Annotated in this window: 26 protein-coding genes; 20 read left to right on the top strand and 6 right to left on the bottom strand. The window is 42.0% G+C overall.

Annotated elements, in window-relative coordinates; all coding sequences use genetic code 11:
* Nucleotides 1–3: 3 nt before the first annotated feature.
* Nucleotides 4–705, bottom strand: a complete 702-nt coding sequence (locus C6Y07_RS15305; RefSeq protein ID WP_060595470.1) for a LytR/AlgR family response regulator transcription factor — start codon at nt 703–705, stop codon at nt 4–6.
* Between the two features lie 161 nt (nt 706–866).
* Here C6Y07_RS15305 and C6Y07_RS15310 point away from each other — a divergent pair, with 161 nt between their 5' ends.
* Both C6Y07_RS15310 and C6Y07_RS15315 read left to right on the top strand, forming a co-directional pair.
* The gene (locus C6Y07_RS15310) at nt 867–1,607 is read left to right on the top strand and encodes an ATP-binding cassette domain-containing protein (protein ID WP_024427223.1); all 741 of its coding nucleotides are present in this window, start codon (nt 867–869) and stop codon (nt 1,605–1,607) included.
* Nucleotides 1,607–2,782, top strand: a complete 1,176-nt coding sequence (locus C6Y07_RS15315; protein WP_060595471.1) for an ABC transporter permease — start codon at nt 1,607–1,609, stop codon at nt 2,780–2,782. Before C6Y07_RS15310 ends, C6Y07_RS15315 begins: the two co-directional genes overlap by 1 nt.
* A gap of 56 nt (nt 2,783–2,838) precedes the next feature.
* Here the strand turns inward: C6Y07_RS15315 and C6Y07_RS15320 are convergent, their stop codons facing one another.
* Nucleotides 2,839–3,390 (bottom strand): hypothetical protein, encoded by a 552-nt coding sequence (locus tag C6Y07_RS15320; protein WP_106037061.1) that lies wholly within the window; start codon nt 3,388–3,390, stop codon nt 2,839–2,841.
* 375 nt (nt 3,391–3,765) lie between these two features.
* On the opposite strand from C6Y07_RS15320, the gene C6Y07_RS15325 reads away from it, so the two are divergent.
* Complete coding sequence (locus tag C6Y07_RS15325; RefSeq protein WP_060595472.1) at nt 3,766–4,101, top strand: hypothetical protein; 336 nt, start codon at nt 3,766–3,768, stop codon at nt 4,099–4,101.
* An 84-nt stretch (nt 4,102–4,185) separates the two neighbouring features.
* Here the strand turns inward: C6Y07_RS15325 and C6Y07_RS15330 are convergent, their stop codons facing one another.
* A complete protein-coding gene (locus tag C6Y07_RS15330; protein ID WP_060595473.1) occupies nt 4,186–5,244 on the bottom strand; it encodes a DUF4352 domain-containing protein in 1,059 nt (352 codons plus the stop codon).
* Between the two features lie 538 nt (nt 5,245–5,782).
* Here C6Y07_RS15330 and C6Y07_RS15335 point away from each other — a divergent pair.
* Complete coding sequence (locus C6Y07_RS15335; RefSeq protein WP_034664257.1) at nt 5,783–6,211, top strand: cell wall hydrolase; 429 nt, start codon at nt 5,783–5,785, stop codon at nt 6,209–6,211.
* A gap of 119 nt (nt 6,212–6,330) precedes the next feature.
* Nucleotides 6,331–7,110 carry a glucose 1-dehydrogenase gene (locus C6Y07_RS15340; protein ID WP_106037062.1) on the top strand — a complete coding sequence of 260 codons (780 nt, stop codon included), beginning with the start codon at nt 6,331–6,333 and terminating at the stop codon, nt 7,108–7,110.
* Nucleotides 7,111–7,130: 20 nt separating this feature from the next.
* Here the strand turns inward: C6Y07_RS15340 and C6Y07_RS15345 are convergent, their stop codons facing one another.
* Nucleotides 7,131–8,171, bottom strand: coding sequence for an acyltransferase family protein (locus C6Y07_RS15345; RefSeq protein ID WP_106037063.1), 1,041 nt, complete (start codon nt 8,169–8,171; stop codon nt 7,131–7,133).
* Between the two features lie 210 nt (nt 8,172–8,381).
* A complete protein-coding gene (locus tag C6Y07_RS15350) occupies nt 8,382–9,374 on the bottom strand; it encodes an LLM class flavin-dependent oxidoreductase (RefSeq protein WP_106037064.1) in 993 nt (330 codons plus the stop codon).
* Nucleotides 9,375–9,810: 436 nt separating this feature from the next.
* Between C6Y07_RS15350 and C6Y07_RS15355 the strand changes: the two genes are divergently transcribed.
* The 15 genes from C6Y07_RS15355 to C6Y07_RS15425 all read left to right on the top strand — a co-directional run bounded on the left by C6Y07_RS15355 (nt 9,811) and on the right by C6Y07_RS15425 (nt 24,983).
* Nucleotides 9,811–10,413 (top strand): TerD family protein, encoded by a 603-nt coding sequence (locus tag C6Y07_RS15355; protein ID WP_034664249.1) that lies wholly within the window; start codon nt 9,811–9,813, stop codon nt 10,411–10,413.
* A gap of 20 nt (nt 10,414–10,433) precedes the next feature.
* Nucleotides 10,434–11,015: a TerD family protein gene (locus C6Y07_RS15360; protein WP_034664247.1), complete on the top strand. Its 582-nt coding sequence runs from the start codon at nt 10,434–10,436 to the stop codon at nt 11,013–11,015.
* A gap of 40 nt (nt 11,016–11,055) precedes the next feature.
* Nucleotides 11,056–11,634, top strand: a complete 579-nt coding sequence (locus tag C6Y07_RS15365; protein ID WP_034664245.1) for a TerD family protein — start codon at nt 11,056–11,058, stop codon at nt 11,632–11,634.
* 140 nt (nt 11,635–11,774) lie between these two features.
* Complete coding sequence (locus C6Y07_RS15370) at nt 11,775–12,554, top strand: TerC family protein (protein WP_034664243.1); 780 nt, start codon at nt 11,775–11,777, stop codon at nt 12,552–12,554.
* Between the two features lie 94 nt (nt 12,555–12,648).
* Complete coding sequence (locus C6Y07_RS15375) at nt 12,649–13,839, top strand: HpcH/HpaI aldolase/citrate lyase family protein (protein ID WP_106037066.1); 1,191 nt, start codon at nt 12,649–12,651, stop codon at nt 13,837–13,839.
* A complete protein-coding gene (locus C6Y07_RS15380) occupies nt 13,829–15,160 on the top strand; it encodes a phosphoribosyltransferase family protein (RefSeq protein ID WP_106157000.1) in 1,332 nt (443 codons plus the stop codon). Before C6Y07_RS15375 ends, C6Y07_RS15380 begins: the two co-directional genes overlap by 11 nt.
* Nucleotides 15,153–16,262 (top strand): cysteine protease StiP family protein, encoded by a 1,110-nt coding sequence (locus C6Y07_RS15385; RefSeq protein WP_106157002.1) that lies wholly within the window; start codon nt 15,153–15,155, stop codon nt 16,260–16,262. Before C6Y07_RS15380 ends, C6Y07_RS15385 begins: the two co-directional genes overlap by 8 nt.
* Nucleotides 16,259–17,074: an HAD family hydrolase gene (locus C6Y07_RS15390; protein WP_106157004.1), complete on the top strand. Its 816-nt coding sequence runs from the start codon at nt 16,259–16,261 to the stop codon at nt 17,072–17,074. The genes C6Y07_RS15385 and C6Y07_RS15390 overlap by 4 nt, the downstream gene beginning before the upstream one ends.
* 70 nt (nt 17,075–17,144) lie before the next feature.
* Nucleotides 17,145–18,761: a YceG family protein gene (locus tag C6Y07_RS15395; RefSeq protein ID WP_106037067.1), complete on the top strand. Its 1,617-nt coding sequence runs from the start codon at nt 17,145–17,147 to the stop codon at nt 18,759–18,761.
* A 14-nt stretch (nt 18,762–18,775) separates the two neighbouring features.
* Entirely contained in the window at nt 18,776–19,870 is a 1,095-nt protein-coding gene (locus C6Y07_RS15400) for a toxic anion resistance protein (protein ID WP_003217200.1), read from the top strand.
* A 399-nt stretch (nt 19,871–20,269) separates the two neighbouring features.
* Complete coding sequence (gene opuAA, locus C6Y07_RS15405; protein WP_034664221.1) at nt 20,270–21,538, top strand: glycine/proline betaine ABC transporter ATP-binding protein OpuAA; 1,269 nt, start codon at nt 20,270–20,272, stop codon at nt 21,536–21,538.
* A 10-nt stretch (nt 21,539–21,548) separates the two neighbouring features.
* A complete protein-coding gene (gene opuAB / locus C6Y07_RS15410; RefSeq protein WP_034664471.1) occupies nt 21,549–22,394 on the top strand; it encodes a glycine/proline betaine ABC transporter permease subunit OpuAB in 846 nt (281 codons plus the stop codon).
* Nucleotides 22,394–23,275, top strand: coding sequence for a glycine betaine ABC transporter substrate-binding protein (locus tag C6Y07_RS15415; RefSeq protein ID WP_034664219.1), 882 nt, complete (start codon nt 22,394–22,396; stop codon nt 23,273–23,275). Before opuAB ends, C6Y07_RS15415 begins: the two co-directional genes overlap by 1 nt.
* 106 nt (nt 23,276–23,381) lie before the next feature.
* On the top strand, nt 23,382–24,137 hold the full coding sequence (locus C6Y07_RS15420) for an alpha/beta fold hydrolase (protein ID WP_223250466.1): 756 nt from the start codon (nt 23,382–23,384) through the stop codon (nt 24,135–24,137).
* 123 nt (nt 24,138–24,260) lie between these two features.
* Complete coding sequence (locus C6Y07_RS15425; RefSeq protein WP_106039352.1) at nt 24,261–24,983, top strand: SDR family oxidoreductase; 723 nt, start codon at nt 24,261–24,263, stop codon at nt 24,981–24,983.
* 48 nt (nt 24,984–25,031) lie between these two features.
* On the opposite strand, the gene C6Y07_RS15430 is transcribed toward C6Y07_RS15425, so the two are convergent.
* A complete protein-coding gene (locus C6Y07_RS15430; protein ID WP_066031361.1) occupies nt 25,032–26,159 on the bottom strand; it encodes a M20 peptidase aminoacylase family protein in 1,128 nt (375 codons plus the stop codon).
* Nucleotides 26,160–26,280: the final 121 nt, after the last annotated feature.

Genomic DNA, 26,280 nt, shown 5'->3' on the forward strand with positions numbered 1-26,280 from the left:
TCCTTAAAAATAGTATTTCTTAAAGTATTCTAATTGCTGCTTGGTCATCATGGCTTTTTTATCCGTACCTTCAAAAGACACGATAAACGAATTTTTGGCATACGCCGAGAAGTTCTTAATGTAATGAATATTGATGATAAACGATCGGTGGGAGCGGATAAAATCTCTTTCAGCCAGATCGCCTTTTAACTCGTTTAATGTCTGATATGTCTGGATATCTCCTGTTGTTGTGACAATGGTGGTTGACCGTCCTGTTCGCTCAACAAAAATGACATCCTTCTTTTGCAGCACATGAATATCTGACTGCTGCTTAATGAGAAGCCGTCCATGAATGCTTTTCTCCTGCTTGGTGGACAGATAGCGATCTAAGGATTTGGCAATTCGATCGGCTTGATAGGGCTTCATAATATAATCATGAACATTTAAATCAAACGCATGGACCGCATATCCGCTGTTTCCTGTCACAAATACAACATCGACATTCAGTGCGTGAGAGTGAATGAGATCCGCTAATTCATAACCGGACATTCCGGGCATTTCAATGTCTGCGAACAACAGGTCAATGTCTCCCTGTTTGACCTTCTCGTATGCATCCTCTGCTGACTGCGTGACAAAGACAATGTCCACAGCCTCCATTCTGCCCACAATGGCATGCAGTTTTTCTAAATCTACTCGGTAATCATCAACGAGACCTACTTTTATCATAAAAATCACCTGTGACTCTTCTTATTATTTGTCTATTTTACCATTTGTTTTTTTAAAATAGATCATTTCAAGACAGAAAAAGGACGTTTCGCGACATTTTTATGTCAGGGAAGCGTTATTTTTTCTATCATAGACTTAGAAAGTTGAAAGGGGCGAACCAAATGATTACTCTCAGCGATTGCAGCTGCTGGTTTAAAGATAAGAAAAAAGTCGTGAAAGCAATGAAACACATGACGTTCTCTGTGAAGGAAGGGGAAGTCGTTGGCATCTTAGGAGAAAATGGTGCAGGAAAAACCACATTATTGCGCGCCGTAGCCACATTATTAGAGCCTACGCACGGAACAGTCACTGTCGCAGGCTTTGATACGGTGAAAGAAGCAACTGAAGTGAAAAAGCGAATTGGTGTTTTGTTTGGCGGTGAGACGGGGCTTTACGATCGTTTGACGGCACGAGAAAATCTTGAATACTTTGGCAAATTATATGGCTTAGACCAGCATGAAATCAAAGCAAGAATAGAGGATCTGGCAAAGCGTTTTGGGATGAGACAATATATGGATCGCAAGGTGAAAGGATTCTCAAGAGGAATGAAACAAAAGGTGGCAATTGCCAGAACCTTGATTCATGATCCTGACATTATCTTATTTGATGAGCCGACAACAGGCTTGGATATCACATCAAGTAATATTTTCAGAGACTTTATTCATCAGCTCAAGCAGCAAAATAAAACCATCCTTTTTTCAAGCCACATCATGGAAGAAGTCAGCCAGCTTTGTGACAGTGTCATGATGATTCATCAAGGAGAGCTTGTGTACAAAGGAACACTTCCAGAATTATATACACAGGAACAAAGTGATGACTTGAACTATATCTTTATGTCGAAGCTCGCTAGGGGGATTTCATAATGTGGAAAACCGTATTTTTAAAAGAAATGACAGATGCGCTAAGGGACCGAAAAACCTTACTCTTAACAGTGCTGATTCCTCTTTTGACGATGCTTGGACTGGTGTTCTTTTATGAAAGCATGATTGCAGATCCAGGGGATGAAACCTATACGGTCGCAATCAATGAAAAGCTTCCAACTGAAATGAATCAAATGATCAAAGAGGTCAAAAACCTCACGCTTGAAACATTTGATGACCCGCAGCAAGCTGTCAAAGAAGGGAAGGCGAATGCTTACCTGGAAATGCCGAAAGAGGCTGACGACATGCTTCAGCATCAAAAATCATTTGCGATTAAAATTCATGGGTACACAACAGATGATGATTCGGTCATCGCGGTTCAAATGCTGCAATCCTTACTGGAGCAGTATCAAAACCAAATCGTAGAAAAGCGTTTAGCCGCTGATCAAATCAATACATCTGTTATTCATCCATTTCAGGTGCAGGCCGTTGATGTAGAAGAAGGCGATGAAGGGGAAAATGGAATGACCGCTATGCTTTTGTCGATTCTCCTTCCGATGATTTTGGTGACCTCCGTTATCTCAGGAGCTTTGCCAGCTGCGCTTGATATTGTAGCGGGTGAAAAAGACCGGAAATCCATTGAAGCGTTGTTCCTGACACCTGCCAGCAGACTTCATATTCTCATAGGAAAATGGCTTGCTGTCTCCATGTTCGGGATTTTAAGTGGAATTGTGGCGATCGGCATGCTGCTTTTATCCACGCTGCTCTTTACAGAAAAGCTAAAACAAGCACTGAACTTTGGTGATCAAATGTGGAGCATTATCGCCGTCATGTTTGCGGCGCTTATCATCTTCTCATTCATGGTATCGATGATTGAACTGCTGCTCAGTGTCGTTTCAAGCTCAGTGAAAGAAGCGCAATCGTACATGTCCATGATCATTACATTAGGTGTGATCCCAATGTTCTTTACCATGAGAGCAGGTGCTACGCAGCTAGATACGTACTACTTTGCTGTCCCATTCCTTAATATTCATGCATTGTGTAAGCAATTGATGTTTGGCATCATCGATCCGATGTCCATCACTCTGACACTCGGCTCCTCAGCCCTCGCAGTCGTCATCTTGTTTGTCATCGTGAGAAGCTTGTTTATGAAAGAAAAGTGGATGCTTGCAAAATAAAGAAACGCCCTCTATGATAGAGGGCGTTTTCAAGTGAATGCCGATCACCGTATGTTTTAGTTTAAGAAACCGAATTGATCCAAGTTCTCTAAATAAAATTGAAAATACTCGTTATGAATATCAACTGGATATTCTTCTAACTCATTTTCAATAATTGCACCTACAATTAAAGCATTTAAATACCTATCAAGCTTTTCGCAGCTAGCTCTTACTTGAGATTCTGAAATATATAATCCATCTTTACTTTCTAAAATGATATCAATTCTTCTACCTTCTTGTTCATCAAGCAATAAGTGATTATACTCCCATTCTTTGACTCTCTTGGGGTTTAAGGGATGTTCACGATTATCAAGTATTTCTTCACGATGATTCTTTTTTTCCTCATTTGAAAACAATTGAATCAATATACTTGGATCATCTATGACAAAACATTTATATATCTTATTATACTCAAAGTGATCATCATTTACTAAATCTAAAATTTTTGTTTTTGAAAATTCTCTAGCTTTAAATTTAGACGTTATCATCTCAGCAACTCGTTCTTTAGTAAAAATCAATTGATCTTTTTTATATAAATACTGTTTATATAGCTTTTCGTAATTATACATGATTCACCTCTATTAATTATTTAACAGGACCTCCGTAGAATGAATGAGCTTTTGGAGTTCTTTTATAGGGATGCCAGTGATAATAATACCATGAGAGCAGGAGCTACGCAGCTAGATACGTATTACTTTGCTATCCCATTCTTAATATTCACGTACTATGTAAGTAATTGATGTTTGGCAGCGTGAGAAGTTTGTTTATGAAAGAAAAGTGAATGCTTGCGAAATAAAAAAGCTAAAAACTTGTAGATTTTTTCTGCAAGTTTTTTTATATCCAGAGATTCATATAAAAGAGGTTCACGATCGGACAAAAGAAATGGCATAATAGAAGGCGAAATGACATTATGATCCTAATTTAATTAAAGAGGTGATTGGTGTATGTCTTATCAAACAGATGATGATGATGTGCTAGAGTTATGTAATATATATGCTCAACAAACACACCATTTTGAAGCGTTTATTTTGGGAAACAGGAAAGGGTTATTGGAATTAAGAAAAGCGATAGATGAGGCATTAGAAACGGGTAGTTCCGTTGCACATTTATATCCATCTGATTTTGAAGGATATGAAACGTATGTTGCTTTAGTAGATGATGAGCAAAAGTTTGAGAAATTAATGGACCCTTATGTAGAGGAATACGCACAAGAGGAGGATGCGGTTGATCCGGTTGAGGTGATAAAAGAGTATGAAGCTGTAAAAGAAAATCCTTCATAATAGACCGTATCTTACTTTCTTGGCTGCAATTCGGAACTAAATATAGGGATCAAACAAAAAACCCCCGGCATCGGGGGTTTTTCATTAGTTCTTGATGAACTTTTCAACTAATGAGCTTGTTTTGTAATCGTTCAAATCAAGTTTCCATTGGTCGATGTCATTTTTCTTCATGTTGACTTCTACTGTTTCTTCAGAAGATGAAGGTCCTAATTTTTTGAACTCTTCTGGGTAGATTGAGAGTAAATATTTTTGTGCTTCATCATAAGAGGCTGTGCGGTTTTTGCTGTAGAACTCAGTCGCTTTTTCTTTTAAACGATCAACAAGCGGGCTTGCGTCAATTGGTGTGAGAGTCACAGTCACGACGGCTTTATCACCGCTGATTGATTTTGTTTTTGTTGAAACTTTTGATTTTTCAGCTAATGTTTCTTTCACAGCTTTTAGCAGCTTATCAAGGTTTTCATCTTTCGCTGAACTAGAAGAAATACCTGATGACGTGATGTAGCCTTGTTTGAATGATTTATTAAATTCGTTGACAACGGTTGATTTGTTATCACCTGTTAGTTTTTCGAACTCGTCGTTATTCTTACCAAAAATCATCACATCAATATAAGAAGAAAGGGCTTTTGCAGATGCTTGAAGTGTATCTGCTTTTTTCATTAAGTCTTTCCCTTTAATATCAAACTCTAGTGTTTTGTCATCTTTTTTAGAACCAGTGCCTGGCTCTGTGTATACAAGCTGATAGTCTTTGTCTTTATCAACAACAAAGAAAAGACCGCCTTTTGATACTTTGTCTGCATTTAGAGAGCTTGAAGATAATACTTCGTTGTAGTCATCTGGAGAAATCGTAGACACCTGTGCGTCATCTTGGTAAAGCGTAAAGTTGCTTTTATCAACATTGAGAGGCTCTTTGCTGATATTTTTTACAGATACGTTCACTTTTAATACATACTGATCATCCTGTACAGATGTATCGTATTGAGGTGGTAATGTGTATTCAGCACTTTCTACCTTTACCTCTGCTGCATCAAGGGATTTTGTATCTTTTTCCTTTGCAGCTGACTTTTCTTTTCCACCACTACAAGCAGCAGCGACAACAGTGACACACAAGATCAGAAGAAACAGGGATAATTTCTTTTTAAACATGACGTGTTTTCCTCCTCGGGTTTATGATGAATTTCATTGGAAAGCTTTAGTTCATATCGTTCTTTTTGCACAAAAAGAAAAATACTGTATGTTTTTTACTGTAGAATGAAGCGAAAGTACTGTCAATACTTCAGTGCGTTTCAAAGGTCGCACAGCTTCAAGTAGTAAAAATGACACTAAGTTGAGAGGAGAAACTTGTAATTTATTATTTGATATCTCCTGTAAAAACTCAACATTTTATATTTTAAGGTTTTGAGTCGGATTATTGAATAGGTTCAAATGACTGTTTTTGACGAAGGTGTAGCAATTAGAAGGATTTTTATGACTTGTAAATGAGTCTATAGTAATGAATATTTTTTCCTGTTATGTGTATGATCACTTGGTTTGTGTGTTGTTGGCAGAGAGACACATGTCCAGCAAAATGTTGAGGTGTTTAGACAGGCTCTCGACACTGAATGTGTCTTTTCCCGTCAAAATGGCAGTCATCTAGACAGAAAGACCACATAAAATAAAAGAGAAACGAAATGGAGGTGGATGTATGGCAGTGGTAAGAGCGACAAGCTCTGATATTGATCTAATGGCCAGACTGCTGAGAGCGGAGGCAGAAGGTGAAGGGAAGCAAGGGATGCTGCTCGTAGGAAATGTAGGCATCAACCGGTTGCGTGCCAACTGCTCTGACTTTAAAGGGCTGCGTACGATTCCACAAATGATTTATCAGGAGCATGCATTTGAAGCGGTCACGCATGGTTATTTTTATCAGCGAGCACGAGAAACGGAAAAAGCACTAGCGCGGAGGAATATTAACGGAGAACGATTTTGGCCGGCAAAATTCAGCCTTTGGTATTTTAAACCGCCTGGAAATTGTCCACCGACTTGGTACAATCAGCCGTTTGTGGCAAGGTATAAGTCGCATTGCTTTTATCAGCCAACCGGTGAAACATGTGAAAATGTCTATAACACCTTTTAGCTTGATGAACAGCACAATCCTCTTAGTCAACGATTGCAGAGGGTTGTGTTTTTCTTTTTTTCAAAATGGGTAACCATTGTGTATCAACAAGATGAAGCACGTGATTGGGGGAAATGAAGATGTATCAAGATTTAAAAGGAAAAACAGCCATTGTCACAGGTTCTTCAAAAGGAATCGGACAAGCCATCGCATTACGATTTGGACTAGAGCAAATGAATGTGGTTGTGAACTATAAAGGCGATGAAGAGGGTGCTGAAGAAACGGTACAAGCTATTCAGCAGCGCGGAGGTCAAGCGGTGAAAGTACACGCAGATGTCTCCAAAGAGGAAGGAATTCAAGCCATCATGGATACAGCACTGGAGCATTTCGGTACAGTAGATGTGTTCGTTAATAATTCAGGCTTTAATGGCGAAGAAGCGATGCCGCATGAGATGACGCTTGAACAATGGCAAAAAGTCATTGATGTCAATATCACAGGCGCCTTTTTAGGAGCAAAGGCTGCGATCGCCTATATGATGGAGCATGACATCAAAGGGTCCATTTTAAATATATCCAGTGTCCATCAGGAAATACCGCGCCCGTTCAATGTTCACTATTCCACTTCCAAAGGTGGAATGAATATGATGACGAAGACGCTGGCTCTTGATTATGCGGAAGCAGGGATTCGGATCAATGCGATTGCACCAGGTACAATGGGAACCGAATCGAATGATGATTTGCAGGATGAACAGAAAAAACAAAAGCAGCTTGAAAAGATTCCGATGAGAGCCTTTGGCGAACCGAAGGAGATTGGGTCCGCCGCTGCATTCCTCGTATCTAAGGAAGCTTCGTATATCACAGGCACCACCTTATTTGTGGATGGAGGAATGACGCTTTATCCTTCTCAAATCAATGATTAATACAAAAAGCATCCGCCCGATCAGCCGGCGGATGTTTTTTGTTCGTAGCGGTGTGCTGTTTTGGCTGGTTTGCCGAGCAGCATCGGATACTTGCTCAGGAAGGAGATACACGGCACCATAAGCAGCAAAGTCCCGATTGTATAAAAGAGTGTCCAAGAGAGCTGCGCTGTATCCGCAATATTGATACCAAGTCCATAATAAACAAATGCTTTCATGATATCGATGCCGGCAAACTGCAAGACAAGAATAACAATAGAATTTCGTCCGAGATACGTCAAAATTGGGGACGTTTTGAATTTAAAGCTTAAATAAATCACGGCAGCTGAACCGAGCAGTGCACATGCATAGAAAAGAAAGAGATCGCCATAGTCGTTAACGCGCATATCGATCCGTGAATTCAAGCTTTGCATGTAAGCCGTCAGTACAAGCAGACCTGTACATAGAAGAAGGGTTGGATCTGTTTTTAATTCCACAAACCATTGCTTTGCCAAAAATCCAATTGAATAAAACACAACAGCCGTCAAGGCGACATTGGCATTCCAAGGCAGACTTTGGTCTAAAAGCAATGTAGAGACATATCCAGCACCTCCGCAAAAAACGGTCAGTAAGATCAGGACAGCAGGTTTCCCTTTTGTCAGACGGTGCATAAAGAAAAATATAATTTCCACTAAAAAGAGCGTCGTTAAAAACCAGATGGCTGGGTTATGCGTGAGTCTAGCTTCATCTGCATTGGATATAAAAATACCTGTAAACGGAACGAAAGGGTCAATATCCGTTTGTCCCTTAAAGGCAAAAAAACGAGTAACGGAGAACCAGAAAACATACGTAATGATGGAGAAATAGAGATAGGGTAAGAGTAAGCTCTTGGTTTTCTTCTGAATAAATGACAGAGCAGGGTGTGAGGATGATCGAAACATCATGCCTGATAGTAAAAAGAAAAGCGGCATATGAAAAGAGTAAATGAATTGCTTTAAAGAATCTGGAATGGGCACATGCGCCATGACCACGAGCAGAATGCCGATTCCTTTAGCCGCATCGACCCAATCGAGTCTCTTTTTCATGGCCTGTCATCTCCTTCCTTCTAGCGTCGTAAACGATTCTTTGAATATGTACCTCTACTATATAAAAGGTACACCCCTTATGCGTTTACAGTTCGCTAACGATTAGAAGACACATTTGCGATCAGATGACAGACGGAAGGATTTTGACATCTTGATGTTACATTTCCCATTTTCTATGACAATGATAAAAAGAAGCCAAGGGGATTGGCTTCAAAATAATTCTGCGATTCGTTTGAAGGAGCGCTGTTTTTCGATCGGATCAAAGGAATTGTTTAGAATCATGATGTCATCCGTTTGATAGCGGTCCATCAAGCTAAGTAATTGGTCTTTCACCGTTGCCTTTGAGCCAACAATCATCCGCTGGCGGTTTTGTAACACTTTTTTCTTTTCCTGCGTGGTGTAGTGATAGGAACTGGCTTCTTCTATAGAAGGTACGCGGCTGTCCAGTCCTTTTTCAACACGCAGCAGCCATAAATCTGTACTGCTGGCGATCTGGTCGGCCTCTTCATCTGTTTCACCACAGATGACAAAAACAGCAAACATAGCGTGCGGCTGCCCGGAAAAGACAGATGGAGAAAAGTGAGACCGGTACGTCTCAAATGCTTGCTTGCCGCGTGCAGGGTGGATAAAATGACCAAAAATATAGTTGATCCCAAGCTCCGCCGCCTGCATGGCACTATTTTCTCCTAGCCCAAGCAGCCAAACCGGCGGATGAGCATCAACAAGCGGAGAAGCTTTGACTCCTGCATGCGGGTGCCCAGAAGGCAGGCTGTCTGATAAGTAAAATAGAAGATCCTTCAGCTGGCGGTCAAACTGAGACAGGTCTTTATGCACGCCGTCCGTCAAAGCCAGTCTCGTCCTTTCAATCCCGCCCGGAGATTTGCCGACACCGATTTCAATTCGTCCAGGATAAAGGGCCTCAAGCTGCCGCGTGACCTCTGCTACTTTAAAAGGGCTGTACTGCGGAAGTAAAATGCCGCCAGACCCGGTACGTAAGGTTGATGTATGAGCGGCAATATGAGCCATTAATATTTCAGGTGCTGTACTAGCGAGCCCTCTTGTGCTGTGGTGTTCAGCAAACCAATAACGCTCATACCCAAGAGTTTCCGCAAGCTGAGCCAGCTGCGTTGTGTGAATCAATGTCTCTTGGGCTGTCTGACCTTTAGGAATAGCGACTTGATCTAATATGTGAAGTGATGGCATCATCAACATCCTTTCATCGACACGGTCAATGTTCTTCATCTCAAGTATAAAGAAATCCATGAATAGAAGGAAACGAAAGGGTTTATCTCTCGATCGCAAGCTTTTATATTTTCTATATCAACATATAAAACCAACGTGAAATGATGCCTACACTTCGTTCATTCAGCTAGAGCTGCTTACCGGGAACATTCGACAATGTTTCACATGAAACACTTCATTTACGACATGAACCATTTTCAACATGGATCTTTCGTTAAAAAAATATCATCTGTTTGAAACCTATCTTGAACATAGATCGTATATACTAGTAAATAGAAAAAAGAGTAAGAGGCTCCAATGTCATATCATGAATTTTGTCGAATTTTCATGTATGATAATTTTAATAGGGTCCATCGCTTAATAAATAGATTTTTATTATGCTGGAGGAGTGATTGATTTGGCGATTACATTAGAAAAAGGTCAACGTATTGATTTAACAAAAGGCAAAGCAGGGCTAACGAATATTCTTGTTGGACTTGGCTGGGACCCTGTATCACAAGGCGGCGGATTTTTAGGAAAGCTGTTTGGCGGCGGAGGCGGCGCTGATGTTGATTGTGATGCTTCAGTTCTCATGCTGAAAAATGATAAGTTTACGGAAAATAAAGATTTGATTTATTTTGGCAACTTGAAAAGCAAATGCGGCAGTGTCGAGCATACAGGTGACAACCTAACTGGTGAAGGAGACGGAGATGATGAACAAGTCCTCGTCAACTTGAGCAAGGTGCCAGGCAATGTGAATAAATTGGTGTTTGTTGTGAACATCTATGATGCACTAAGAAGAAATCAACATTTTGGTATGATTCAAAATGCGTACATTCGCATCGTGGATCGTTCAAACAATCAAGAATTAGTGAAATATAATTTAAAAGATGAGTATGCAGGGAAAACATCGTTAATCGTTGGAGAGCTTTATCGTCATGAGAATGATTGGAAGTTTGCGGCTGTTGGAAACGGTACAAATGATGCGAAGCTTGCCGATATTACGAGAAACTATATTTAATCAGAAGGGAGAGATTCCTAGTGGGAATTTCTTTAGCGAAAGGTCAAAAAATTGATTTAACAAAAACGAATCCAGGTTTAACAAAAGTGGTCGTCGGTCTTGGCTGGGACGTCAATAAGTATGACGGCGGACATGACTTTGATCTAGACGCAAGTGTATTTCTTTTAGATGCAGCAGGTAAGGCAAGCTCTCCATCGGATTTTGTCTTTTACAATCAAACAACTGGCGGTGGCGGCAGTGTCGTACATACAGGCGATAACCGCACTGGTGAAGGAGACGGAGATGACGAGCAAGTCAATATCGACTTATCAGCTGTACCAGCGAGTATTGAGAAGATTTCATTTGTCATTACGATTCATGATGCGGAAGCGCGCAGTCAAAATTTCGGACAAGTAACGAACGCATATGTGCGTATTTTAAATGCGGCATCAAATGAAGAACTCATTCGCTACGATTTGGCAGAGGACTTCTCCATCGAGACAGCGATTATTGTAGGTGAATTATACCGTCATGGCGGGGAATGGAAATTCTCAGCTGTCGGATCGGGCTATCAAGGCGGACTTGCCCGCATTGCAACGGACTTCGGTTTAGATATCGGGTAACGGCTAGTTTCATATTTTCAAAGACAGGAGAGGTACGAATATGGCGATTCAGCTTTCAAAAGGACAACGTGTCGATTTAACAAAAACCAACCCAGGGCTGACGAAAGTGATGATCGGTCTTGGCTGGGATACGAATAAATATTCTGGTGGAGCCGAATTTGATTTGGACGCTTCGGCTTTCTTAGTCGATGCAAACAATCGTTGTCAGCAAGACACAGATTTTGTCTTCTATAATAACCTTCAGCACCCAAGCGGCAGTGTCACTCATACAGGTGATAACCGGACGGGCGAAGGAGATGGAGATGATGAGCAAATTCTCGTTGATTTCTCAAAAATTCCTGCTAACATTGATCGTATCGGAATTACAGTTACGATTCATGATGCAGAGACGCGCAGCCAGAATTTTGGACAAGTCTCTAATGCGTTTGTTCGTGTTGTAAATGAAGAGGGCGGGGAAGAATTGATTCGCTTTGATTTAGGGGAAGACTTCTCAATTGAAACAGCTGTTGTGGTATGTGAGTTGTACCGCCACGGAAGCGATTGGAAGTTTAACGCCATCGGAAGCGGATTCTCTGGCGGACTTGCAGCTCTTTGTCAAAATTATGGGTTAGAAGTGTAAACGATAGAAACAAATCGATTCAAGTGGCGCTGCCAATGACTCATATGAGGGCCTTTTCCAAAGTGAGAAAGAAACAGCGGTCAAGAATAACAGCAGGCGAAAGCCTGCTGATGCTTCTACACTTATAGGAGGAAAACCAGTTGGATATTTTGAAACATATGTTGGACACGTATGCCTCGTTTTTTGATTGGCATATGTGGGCAGAGGTATTAACAAACCCTGTCTCTTGGGGGCTTATTGGGACCCTTGTTGTGCTTGAAGGATTGTTATCAGCAGATAACGCGCTTGTATTAGCTGTCATGGTGAAACATTTACCAGAAAAGCAGCGTAAAAAGGCATTAACCTACGGATTAATTGGCGCTTATTTCTTCCGTTTTCTATTCATTGGCGTAGGGATGCTGCTTATTAAGTTCTGGTGGATTAAGGTCCTCGGAGCTGCATATTTAGCATGGCTTGTCATTAAGCACTTCTGGTTAGGTGACGGCGATGACGAAGCGAAGGAATTGAAAAAAGAAGGCTGGATGGTTCGTGTATTTGGCGTGTTTTGGGCAACTGTTATTTCTGTGGAAATTATGGACCTTGCCTTCTCGGTGGACAGTATTCTTGCGGCATTCGCTGTATCTGAGGAAGTATGGATTCTGCTATTAGGCGGAATGCTTGGAATTCTCATGATGCGTACAGTGGCACAGTTATTCCTTGTCCTCATTGACCGTATTCCAGAGCTTGAGAATACAGCGTTTATTCTCATTGGAATTATTGCCATCAAAATGGGCTTAAGTGCTGCTCATATTGAAATTCCGCATGTCGCATTCTTTGCAATTATTATCCTAGCATTTATCGGGACGTTTATTGTTCATAAAATCAATAAGAAGAAACATCAAGATGTGACAAACGAAGCTGCGGCTTCAAAAGAAGAATAGGACGATCAAAAAGGAATGGAGTTGACTAGCGGCTCCATCCTTTTTTGAATCATCAGGTCATTTATTTTCTCTAAACAACAGGAGGTGGCACAGCATGCGGTATTTTCGATTTTTATCAGAGGCGAGGCAGCACGATCTTTTTTTCAAGCGGCCAGGGGCGATGCATTCACTGACACCGAGGCATGTACTTGCGCATGCATTAGGTGCTACTTTGTATATGCCTGCGACAAGACAAGATATAGCAGATATGCTGCTGTCGCAGAAATATGAAGCGCTTTGCTCTGTTGTATTTTGCTTGGAGGATGCCATCGGTGATCAAGAAGTGGACATGGCCGAACAGAATCTAGTGACACAATTGGCCAGTCTCAAAGAGAAAGTAACGCATGCTCCTGAAACGGCTGAACAATTGCCTCTTTTATTTATTCGAGTTCGTTCGCCGAAACAGCTGCTTAAAATGGCAGACTTGCTCGGTTCCTCTCTTCAATTACTTACCGGTTTTGTGTTCCCGAAGTGTTCAGTTCATAATGCGAAGGATTATTTGGACAGTCTGAAACAGGCATCGTCCCAAACGCGGACAACACTTTATGGGATGCCCATTTTGGAAACACCCGATTTATTAGAAAAAGAAACAAGATATACGGTGTTGTCTGAGTTAAAGCAGATCTTGCTGAATGATGAAGAATATATTTTGAATATTCGCATTGGGGCAACGGATCTTTGCGGTTTGTACGGTATTCGCCGTGATCGTGACACGACCATCTATGAGATCAAATTGATTGCAGATTTAATCACAGATATCATCAATTATTTTGGGCGTTCCTTTGTAATTTCTGGGGCTGTGTGGGAGCATTTTGGCCCTGCTCGAAAGGAACAAAAGCCATTCATCCGTGCGCTTTCTCATAGGAGCGGTGAACCGTCTTTATCTGAATTTGATGACGTACAAGGTTTACTCAAGGAGACAAAACTCGATGTGGCTAACGGCATTCATGGAAAGACGGTCATTCATCCAACACATCTTAAGCCGGTGCAAAGTATGTATGTTGTGACGAAGGAAGAGTATATGGATGCATTAAGCATTCTTGAACATGCAGACGGCACAGTTGGCGTAATGAAGAGTACCTTCTCTAATAAAATGAATGAAACGAAGCCGCATTACCGGTGGGCAGAGCACATTTTAATTAAGTCAGATATTTACGGGGTGTTTCATGAAAATAGAAGCTATATCGACATACTCACAGAAGCACAAGCCGCATACGCTGAGCATCTTGGAACATATGGAAGTTGAGCTTGATCTCAAAAAAGGTGCGCTTCAGCTGGAAAAAGAGCATCTTTTTGACATGGCAGCAAGAGTGAACAAAAAAAGAGCCTTTTTATTCGTTAGTAAGGTGCTCGGTAAGCATATTCCTGTTCATCCAGTAAAACCGCTTCTTGTCTCGGGTCTTTTAGCCATGGCGTATGCACAAGAGCAAACAGGCAAGACGTCTCCGCATCAAGACCTTTTAGTAGAAGCACTCAAGACGGATGACCACACGGCATTAACTAAAGCCTACGAAGCACTCAAAAAAGAGAAGCTTTCATCAGGAAAACAGCCGATCGTGATCGGCTTTGCAGAAACAGCAACAGCACTGGGTCATGGTGTGTATGACGTAATAGAAGGAGCATCTTACATCCATACGACACGTGAACAGCTGCTGGACCTTGATCCTTCATTGGTATTTGAAGAAGAGCATTCGCATGCAACGGATCAGCTTTGTTATGCAGACGAAGCATTACTTCGCACAGACCGTCCCATCGTGCTAGTAGATGATGAAGTCACGACAGGCCGTACGAATATCAATATCATTCGGGACCTTCATGCAAAGCATCCGCGGCATTCTTACACGATTCTTTCTATTTTGGACTGGCGGACTGAGGAGCACGAGAAAGCCATGTGTGAGCTTGAAGAGGAGCTTGGTATTCACATCACATCATTGTCTTTATTAAAAGGGCAAATGGTCTTTCGGGGCAAAACGCTGGATGAGCCAGCTTATTCGTATGAGATTGCTGAGCAAAAGGATCTGCCAAGTCTCTCTGTTCACTCTCTTCAATCTTTCTTTAAGCACGAGCCGTATGCACTTTCTCATGCAGCAAATTCGGCAGGTCATTCGCCATATATACATGAAACGGGCCGTTTTGGTTTAAACGCAGCAGATACGGCAGCCATCGACCAAGCAGCTGCACAGGCTGGGCTGAAACTGAAGAAGGAACGCAAAGGAAAGCAGACACTTTGTTTAGGAACAGGTGAGCTGATGTATGTGCCGATGAGACTGGCTGCACATATGGGAGAAGGCGTTCTCTTTCATTCAACGACGAGAAGCCCAATTCACCCTGTTGAAAAGGATGGATACGCTGTTCAAAATGGGTTTACCTTTGTGAGTCCAGAGGATGCCCGAATTCAGCACTACGTGTACAACATACCAAAAGATCAATACGATGATGTATTTCTCTTTTTTGAGAAAAAGGTCTCTCAGGAGGCATTGCGTCCGCTTGTTCACTTATTTGCCGAGCGGCATGTGAAGCATGTGCATATTGTGACTTTATCAGACGAGGTGAAGGTGAATGACTAATGTGTATACAAAGATGGGAAGCTATCCAGAGCAGGATGTAACCTTCTTACTCAAAGATTTATCATCCATTGAGATGGAGAAAAGTACAGAAGAGCGGGAGCGTTCGATTCAGAGCGGTGCGCATTATTCAGAAATGCTGCCGATTGAGTATAAACCAACGGAATCTTATATGGATTTATTCTATCAATCTCTGAAAGAAAGTAAGGAAAAGGTAGCAGAAGCAGTAGCTGTGGTAGCAGAACAGATTGTGAAAAAGCGAGGCTTCCAAACGGTTCTTTGCAGTTTGGCTAGGGCGGGAACGCCGATCGGGGTGCTCATCAAACGATATATTCGAAAGACATATGGTCTTGAACTGCCTCATTACAGCATCTCTATTATTCGTGACCGAGGAATAGATGAGAATGCGCTGCATTATATGCTCAAAGAACATCCGGGCTTTGAGATTGCCTTTATTGATGGATGGACCGGAAAAGGTGCGATTTCGAGAGAGCTCCAAAAAGCTGTGATTGATTTTGAAAGAAAGTATGATATTCGTCTTTCTAGTGAACTGGCTGTACTAGCTGATCCAGGCTATTGTACAAATGTCTACGGAACGAGAGAGGACTTTCTCATTCCAAGTGCCTGCCTGAATTCGACGGTATCAGGACTTGTCAGTCGAACGGTACTAAACAACCGCTGGATCAATGCCGATGATTTCCATGGGGCGAAGTATTATGAAGAGCTGCTTGATGAGGATGTGTCCAACCTGTATGTGGATACAATTGAAGAAGCATTTTCTAGCCTCAAACCAAATGTAGAAGAGAAAGCAGAGACTATCCTCACACAAGGAATGCCTGCGGACTGGCGGGGGATGGCGTCCATTGAAGCGATCGGTCAGGAGTTTCACATTAAAAATACCCATTTGATTAAGCCGGGTGTTGGTGAGACGACCCGTGTGCTGCTTAGAAGAATCCCTTGGAAAATCCTGATTCAGCCGGGGTCTCAGGAGAAGCTGAAGCATATTTTGCTTCTGGCAGAGGACAGAGGCGTTCCTGTCATTGAATATGCCAATATGTCCTATACGTGCTGTGGACTTATTCGTCCGATGGAACAGACGTCATGAAGACATGTGCGTTTGCTAGTGATTTAGACCGGACGCTGATTTACTCACATCGAGTGCTGGACCAGTATGAGTATGAAGGAGATTATGATTTAGTTGAGGTGCTGGACGAACGACCGCTTTCCTATATGTCGGTTGAAACGAAAAAATCCTTGCAGACAATCCATCAACTGGGCTGGTTCATTCCAGTGACGACAAGAACGACTGCTCAGTATGAACGGATCACCTTCTTTCAGCAAGAGCTCCAACCGGAGTATGCCGTCACGACAAATGGAGGCTGTATCATTCATCACGGCAAGCCGCTTGAGGATTGGCAGGCTATCGTTGATGAGAGGCTCAAAGCGTGTATGTCAGTCAGAGAGATGCTGAAAGCCATCTCCGACCTTCCAGTTGCGGCATGGGTGAAGCGTACCCGGACAGCAGAGGGGAAATTTCTTTATTTGATTATGGAAGATGAGTATTTGTCTCACATTCCACTTGCTGAATTGAAGCTGTGGGGCGAGGAGAGAGGCTGGCAGGTTTCTCTTCAAGGACGGAAGCTTTATTTTATTCCGGAGCCGCTCAATAAGTGGGATGCTGTTGCTTTTTTAAAGGAACGGCTGGAGCTTGAATATGTATATGGTGCAGGCGATTCCCTTTTAGATGCAGGTCTTATTCGTCAGGCGGATATGGGCTTTGCCCCGAGGCATGGGGAAGTGCTTGACTTTGACCCATTACTTGAGCCGACAGCAGCATCTGGCATGGCAGCAGCAGATGAAATCACCGCTTGTGTCATGAAGCAGATGACGACCGTAAAAAAGCCTTCGATTCGATAGCAGAAGTAGAAGGGTGAATGATATGATAGTAGTAGCTTTCGAGAAAATATAGGAGAAAGGAAGGAGCGGCGTGAGTTATAAAGAAATCGATGTCAACCATACACGGGCGGAGCAGGAAGCCTGGAAAAACGTGCTGAAAAAGCCGCTCCCTGAAAGAGACGGTTATGTAAAGGACGAGCATACATTGTCCTTGCCGCGTCTCGCCGCCCGGGTCCTTGGAACTCCGCATGATGCAACCGATTATTTTATTTATTTACATGAATTATATGAAACAGATGGTGTTCATATTTTAAGTGAAACGCTCAATCGTCATATTGAGCCGGAGCATTTTCAAGCGCTTCAACGCATTCATTTGATTAACCAAGAAGAAAAGGGATTGTCCGTGAATCGCTTTGTGGCTTTTTTAGATGGTGAACAGCTGATTGTACGCCATCCAAACCCTGTGATGAACCGGCATATCCGCCTTTCATTGATCAAGGTGTTTGAGCATTTCAAACAGATGCATGAGGGTGGATTTCAGCATCCCGATTTCCGCCGGGTTCTCCTGGATGTAGTGAAGTTTTCAAATAATCATCTAGGTCCATGGCTGAAGGAAGTCAATATAGAAGAAAAAATGCCGGTTGTCATTTGGTATGGAGAGGCGAATAAAAGTCAGCTTTATTTTCTTTACTATGTCATGCTGATTGGCTGTGATGTTGTGCTATTTCATCCAGAGGGCGAGGATTCGTTCCGCGAATTAGATCCAGAAGAAAAGCTGACTTTTATTGATCAGTATCCGGGAAATTCAAAGCTTGAACCGTTCCCTACTGAAAAGCCTGAGAGGAAATCAACGGTGGCGTACCGCTCGACAAGAGAGCTTGAAGAGGTGCTCCACACGGAAGATTCAATGCTGTATAAGCCGTGGCAATTCAGAGATCATACCCCTCATTCCATTACGCTGAAGACAACGTATGATGAGCTGTTTTTAATTGCAAAGGAACGTTCCTTTATTCGCCCTAATTTTCAAGCAGAACGGGACACGATACAGATTCCGAATCTCTTTGCGAAAATGATGGGGATCACACGAGACAAGCGTGAATACTGGGATCGTATCCATACGTTAATGGAAGGGAAAGAGACGAAGACCATTCGCCATTTTCCTTTTACGAAAGAAGTGTCTTCGAATTATCAATTTCATTATCAGCATGCCCTTTCTTCTGCTGGAGAGATTGATCCTGAATTATTAATGAAAAGCAATGTATGGCAGTTTTCTCATCTATATGAGGGCGCGCAGCGTGCGATAGCAGAGGCGATATCTCGAATCTGTCAGCATCCAAAGCTATTAAAAGAAGGCAATGAGACCGAATTAGATGTCCGTATTTATTTATTCAAACAGATACTGCATATCGGCCAGGAGCTCATTGAACTCATTCAAACCTTTGATTATGCACAAACCGTACCGAAAGTGATTTTATACCATACGGAATATAATGGTGAGCTGACTCGTTCTGATGCGGCTGCCCTCATTTTCCTAAACGAAATGGGGGTGGATCTCTTCGTGTATCATCCGGCGGGATACCAGTGTATCGAGCGGTATATAGATGACCAATTATTTGATACCCATTGGCTTGATGAGATGGTCATGAATCAGGAGTTTAAAGAGCCATCCATCGTCAGAAAGTTATTTCAATCCATTAAAAATCGATAAGGAGATCAAAGCTTATGACAAATACAAACGGAAATGACATCATTTCAATTGATAAAGAGGAAATCTCCATTGAGAAGGCAGACGATATCCGCGTTCAGCTTCGAAATGAACCAGAAGTGCAAAATATTGCGAGACAGATCGATGCGAAAAATCAGCTGGAGCTGCTTGAATACGGAAAGCAGCCGGCCGTTGAAATCTCTAAGTTCTCTGATCGTATTCTTTCGATGATGCGTTCAACAAGTGTCACTGACTCAGGAACGATGCTGACGCAGCTTGGAAAAATTATGGATCGTTTTGATAAAAATGATTTTGACGAGCCAAAGGGTGGTTTGTTGTCAAAAATCTTTAAGCGCGGCGGCAGCATGATTGAAAAGATTTTCAGTAAATATCAAACGCTCGGTGCAGAGATTGAAAAAATTAATGTAGAAATCAGTAAATATAAAGACGAAATGACTAAATCGACTGTGACGCTTGAAGAAATGTATGAGCATAACATTCAATACTATATGGAGCTTGAAAAGTATGTTGTTGCAGGTCAAATGAAAATCGAAGAATTAAAGCAATTGGTTCCTTCTTATGAAGAAAAAGCGGCTAGTGGAAACCAGCTGGCACAAATGGAGCTTGATACACTTCGTAACGGCATTCAAGCATTGGAAGAGCGTGTATATGACCTTGATATGGCACGGATGGTGGCTCTTCAAACGGCACCGCAAATTCGTTTGCTGCAGCGTGGGAATACGAAATTAATCGGTAAAATCAACTCAGCGTTCATCATCACCATTCCAATTTTTAAAAATGGGATCATTCAAGCTGTTACAGCGAAAAGACAAAAGCTTGTGGCTGATTCAATGAGTGAGCTGGATAGAAGAACAAATGAAATGCTGAAACGAAATGCTGAAAACATCTCAAGTCAAAGTGTGGAGATTGCCAAATTGTCTGGACGTCCAAGTATTGACATTGAAACGATCGAATCTTCCTTTAATACGATTGTACAAGGGATGAAAGAGACGAAACAGATCGAAGAAGAAAACAAACGATTACGCGAAGATGGAACAAAACGTATGCTTGAATTGCAAGATAATATTAAGCGGGCTGCCCTAGAGTCCTAAAAAATAAGCTGTCTGTAACTAAAGTTGCAGGCAGTTACTCATGAATTTTATTAAAATTTGAAGAAAAAAGGTTTTTATGTGACCATTTTCGGGTAAATCCTGTTCAGGGGAATGGTTCGCCCATGTTTGAAAAAGTCCGCTACGGTGAGGATTCGAGTTATTTTTTAGCACAATTAGGAATTTCCAGTAAAATATTGTCTGATGAGAGGAAATACCCCGTAAAATATGTAGTTTATGAAGCATTCTATAGGATTTACGAGTAATACGGCGTATAAACTCTAATCACCAGACCTCTATATGGAATTCATACATATTGTGCGGAAATAAGCGAATTCTAAAGATTGTTCGCATCATAACGCTTATGTTACGGTTATAAAGATGCTAATTTGGAGGGAAAATATGAATTCTGAAGAGAGAACTATCAAAATCAAGATAAATAATGTATCTAAAATTTTCGGTAAAAATGCTAAAAAAGCATCTCAAATGCTTGGAAAAGGGAAAACAAAAAGAGAGATTCTAAAAGAGACCGGCGCAACAGTTGGTGTCAATCGAGCAAATTTTGATGTGTATGACGGCGAGATATTTGTCATCATGGGGCTATCAGGGAGCGGAAAGTCCACACTTGTGCGGCTGCTAAATAGGTTAATCGAACCAACCTCCGGAGAAATATTTATTGATGGGGATATGATAACAAATATGTCAAAGGATCAATTGCGTGAAGTCAGACGGAAAAAGATCAGCATGGTCTTCCAAAACTTCGCATTGTTCCCCCACCGTACGATTCTTGAGAACACCGAGTACGGTCTTGAATTACAAGGTGTAGACAAAGAAGAGCGCCGCTCAAAAGCGCTTGAATCCTTAAAGCTTGTTGGACTTGAAGGCTTTGAAGAACAGTACCCAAACCAATTAAGTGGCGGGATGCAGCAGCGTGTTGGATTGGCACGTGCATTAGCAAATGACCCTGATATTTTATTAATGGATGAAGCATTCAGCGCACTCGATCCATTAATTCGTAAAGATATGCAGGATGAATTGCTTGAGCTTCATACATCTGTAGGAAAAACGATCATTTTCATTACCCATGATTTAGATGAGGCGCTTCGGATTGGCGACCGCATTGTGCTCATGAAGGACGGAAATATCGTTCAAATCGGAACACCAGAAGAAATTCTGATGAACCCATCGAATGAATATGTTGAACGTTTCGTTGAAGATGTCGACCTTTCTAAAGTATTAACCGCTGGTCATATTATGAAACGTGCAGAAACAATTCAGATCGACAAAGGGGCACGTGTTGCGCTCACGCTCATGAAAAACCTTGGGATTTCGTCTATCTATGCAGTAGATAAGAAAAAGCATTTATTAGGTGTTATTTCTGCACAAGCAGCGAAAAAGGCGGCAGAAATGGGAGCGTCGCTTGAAACAGTTCTCGATAAAGAATTCACGACAGTATTGGAATCTACGTATTTGACAGAAATCTTTGACGCAGTGTCTGATGCAGCAAACATTCCGATTGCCGTTGTCGATGAGAAAAACAGAATGAAGGGTATTGTGGTCAGAGGTGCATTAATTGGTGCGTTATCAGGTAATGATGAGTATATCAACATGTCTTCTAACAAACTTGAGGAAATTAAAACACAAGAGCCTTCTGCACAGGAGGTAGAATAAGATGTTTAGTATGAGTGATTTACCTAGAATTCAGTTCGCGGATTACATTGATCGATTTGTTGACTGGTTAACATTAACGTTTGGTGGTTTCTTTGATGGCATCACAAATGGATTAGCAGGCACAGTAAATGGAATTGTGGCAGCACTTGGTGTGATTCCATCTATTATTTTAACCCTTATTTTTGCCGGCATTGCCTGGTGGATCAGTACAAGAGGAGTTGCTCTTTTCACACTTATTGGATTTTTGCTGATTGACTATTTAGGCTACTGGCATCCAATGCTACAAACACTTGCGCTCGTTTTGACAGCTGTGGTCATTTCCATCGTGATCGGGGTTCCGATCGGTATTTGGGCATCACAGAAGGAAACTGTGCGTAAGATTGTAACACCTATTTTAGATTTAATGCAGACAATGCCTGCATTCGTTTATCTATTACCAGCAATCTTCTTCTTTAACATTGGCGTTGTGCCTGGGGTTGTGGCATCAGTTATTTTCTCCATGCCGCCAACGATTCGTATGACGATTCTCGGTATTAAACAAGTACCAGCTGATTTAATTGAAGCAACAGAAGCATTTGGTTCAACGACATTCCAGCGTTTATTCAAAGTTCAGCTTCCACTTGCAACAAAAACCATCCTAGCTGGTATTAACCAAAGTATCATGCTTGCTCTATCAATGGTCGTCATTGCGGCAATGGTAGGTGCTCCAGGACTTGGTTCGGAAGTATATAGTGCGGTAACGCAGCTGAAAACAGGAATTGGTTTTGAAGCAGGTATTGCCATTGTGATTGTGGCGATTACACTCGACCGTATTACACAAAACATTAAAACGAAAAAAACCAGGGGGAATGCTTAATGTGGAAAAAGTCTCTCTACATTGGGATGACCGCCCTGCTTGTCTTTTTACTAGCCGCTTGTGGCGTGAAGTCAGATTCAAATGCGAGTGCAGCACAGCAGGTGAATAAAACCATTATCGGCATTGATCCGGGTTCAGGGATTATGGCGCTAACGGATCAAGCGAAAAAGGATTACGGCTTAGAGGATTGGACGGTTGTGTCTGCATCAAGTGCAGCTATGACCGCAACGCTCAAGAAATCTTACGACCGTAAAAAGCCAATTATTATCACTGGCTGGAATCCACACTGGATGTTTACTCGCTATGATTTAAAATATTTAGAGGATCCAAAGAAATCTTACGGTGAAGCGGAAGAGATTCATACGATTTCACGTAAAGGTTTTGCAAAAGATCAGCCGGAAGCAGCCAAAATGCTTAGTCAATTTAAATGGTCTCAAGATGACATGGGCGAAGTCATGATGGATATCCAAGATGGTATCAATCCAAAGGATGCCGCCGTTAAATATGTGAAAAAACATAAAGACCAAGTAGCGAAATGGACAAAAGGCGTGAAAAAGTCGAATGGTGACAAAGTCAATCTTGCCTACGTTGCGTGGGATAGTGAGATTGCAAGTACCAATGTCGCTGCAGAAGTACTGCGTGAGCTCGGATTTGAAGTGACCTTGACTCAAGTGGAAGCAGGTCCAATGTGGACAGCAATTGCAACTGGAAGTGCGGATGCCTCATTATCTGCTTGGCTGCCAAATACGCATAAAACGTATGCAGCGAAGTTTAAAGGGAAATATGATGATCTAGGCACAAGTATGAAAGGTCTTCGCATGGGGCTAGTTGTTCCGACATATATGAAGAACGTCAACTCGATTGAGGATTTGAAAAAATAGCCTATAGTGATGAGGTTCCCTTATAATAGAAGGGAGCATATGAAAAAGCAGTCTGCTCAAAAAGCGGCTGCTTTTTTCTTATATAAGGATGGTGGACGAGTTGTCGATGATGGATAAGCCAATCATGATTTTCCTGCATGGCGGAGGAGTCAGCAGCTGGATGTGGCAGGAGCAGATGGAAACATTCAAGGAAGCGTATGAATGCTATACGCCTGAACTGATTGGTCACGGGACAAGAGCAAATGAACAGTCATTTTCCATGCGAGAAAGCGCTCTTGAAGTCATCTCGTGGTTCAAGCAGCATGCGCACGGCCGTAAAGTGATACTCATTGGATTCTCTCTAGGTGCACAGGTTGCCGTTGAAGTGTTATCGAATGAGCCTGATATCGTAGACATAGCCGTCATCAACAGCGCTCTTGTGATGCCGCTGCCATGGCTTTACTTGATGGTGAGACCTCTTCTCCCTCTTACGTATCCATTATTAAAGAAAGATTGGTTTATCCAGCTCCAAGCTGAAAAGATGGGGCTTCCAAACGATGTACTGAATGACTATGCGGCGGATTCGAAGAGTTTGCAGAAGAAAACCCTTCTGACGATGTTTCAAGAAAATCTCCATTACAAGCTCCCAGACACGTTTCAACAAGCGAAGGCACGGATTCTTGTCACAGTGGGAGAAAAGGAAAAAGGTATCATGAAACGGTCAGCAAAGAAAATAATGACATCACATCCGAAGGCAGCAGGTGTCGTCGTTCCTGATATTGGACATACATTTACGTTTGAAAAGAAAGAACTGTTTATTGATATGATTCAATCCTTTATAGAAGAGCGTGCGTTACCAGTGGAATTAAAGGAAATCAAGTAGCCGAAAGTGAAGACAGGCATAAAAGAGGCAGTTAGATCTTAGAACCTATATGATATAGGCATAAAACGCTTACAGATGAGCTGCAGTCTGACTGAAAGCTCATGAGCTGTAGAAGGAGGAGCTATGAGTAAAAACTATATCATATTCGGTGCGAGTCAAGGCTTAGGGGATGCTTTTGTAAAAGGTCTTCCTTCAAGTGGAGATACAGTTTGGATTGTGTCTCGAAGTGAACCGAGCAGTTTGAACATAGATGACGGTGTACATAGAATTTGGCTGAAAATTGATTTATCAAGCCAAACCCACATCCCTTTTATGCTCGAAGCATTGGAGAATAAAACCATTGATGTTCTCATCTATAACATTGGTTTATGGGAAAAACGAGGCTTTGAAGATGATTATTCATTCGATCACGATCAGCCAGAGGATATCGCTCATTTAATCAATGTGAATGTCACCTCTACGATTACTTACATCCAAGCACTGCTTCCGCACGTAAGGAAATCGGAGAATGGAAAAATCATCGTGATTGGCTCAACGGCGGGACTAGATCATACAAACCTGCCGCAGGTTTCTTTTGTCGCTTCTAAATTTGGCCTGCGCGGAATTGTGAATGCACTGAGAGAACATGTGAGAAAAGATAAAATATCCGTCACCTGTATCAATCCAGGAGAGCTGGCGGCAGAGGTTCCATATGAAGATGGAGCCGAAAAAGCCATCACTCTATATGGTGAAACGAGAATCCCTGTACAGGATATTGTAGAGCTTGCGAGATGTGTGATTCATTTATCAAGGGTATCCTGTGTAAAAGAAATCAACGTCCCAGCCATGACAGATTTGAATGCATAATATAAAGCATACCACCCGTTTAAAGAAAAAACGGGTGGTTTTTTGATTTTATGATGAATGCTGCTGAAGGGTTTGATAGACAGCTTCCGTCAAGATCTCAATGCCGGTAAAGATAGCAGAGCGGTCGAATGTCATATATGGATGATGTAGACCGGGCTCTAGATCACAGCCTAAACCAAGCATCGTGGATTTGATATGCGGAACCTTTGCTGCATAAAAGTGAAAATCCTCTCCGCCTGTCGTGACGATCGGGGGATCGAGCTGCTCTTTGCCTAAAATCTGTTCAATTGCATTAGACATGATCTGGACAGCTTCCTCATTTAAGGTTGCGGCAGGCAGACGGTGATCGGTTGAAAGTGTAATGGAAGCGCCAAAGGCATCCGCTACAGCATGTACGGCTCTTTCAATTTCTTTTTCTAGTTCATCCATCACATCATTTGTTTGTGCCCTGACATCTAATGTAAAAGAAGCTTTGCCAGGGATGATGTTTGAACTGCCCCCGCCAGCATGTAGGTTGGTCATTTTTACAGAATGTGCAACTCTTGGGTCGACATGGATATGCGCGAGTCTCTGCACGAGGGTAGAAGCCACTTCAATGACGTTGACCCCAAGATGCGGGCGTGCACCGTGGGCTTCCTCTCCAATAATTGTGCCGATGTAATGATTACTCGATCCATGTAAAATTGCAGGTGCACAGCGTCCGTTTAATGTTTCTTGAATTGGGCGCACATGCACTCCGTATAAGTAATCAACGTCTGCTAACATACCTTTTTCAATCATTTTCAGCGCGCCGCCGCCTTTTTCCTCAGCAGGCTGAAAAATGAAGCGGATGGTGCCGTTCGGGAGCTCCTTTTCCTTTAATGCCATGAAGGCGCCGAGAGCCATTGTCATGTGTGCATCGTGACCACATGAATGATTGGGTTGAAACTCACCATCTACTTCCTGCCAAAGTGCATCAATATCGGCTCTCACAGCGACCACTGGTGCGCCTTCTCCAATTTCACCAATCACTCCTGTACAGTCGTCAAATGTTCGAGTCTTGCAGCCCATTTTTTTTAATATGCCTTCAAGATAAGCCGTCGTATTCGTTTCTTCCCAGCTTATTTCTGGGTGGGCGTGCAGGTGTTCAAAGATGTCTGTCACGGTCTGTTGCATTTCGTTTGTCAAAGTTGTCATGAGTAGCCTCCTTGCTGACAGAAAATCTGCCAAAACATTCTTTTAGTGAAATAATATTGATCTTAAATATCATCAGTGTTTATAATATAACACATCATTTGATTATTCTGAAAATTAAGTG

The sequence above is a fragment of the Bacillus sp. LNXM12-1 genome, from assembly GCF_003004375.1.
Classification (GTDB): Bacteria; Bacillota; Bacilli; order Bacillales; family Bacillaceae; genus Bacillus.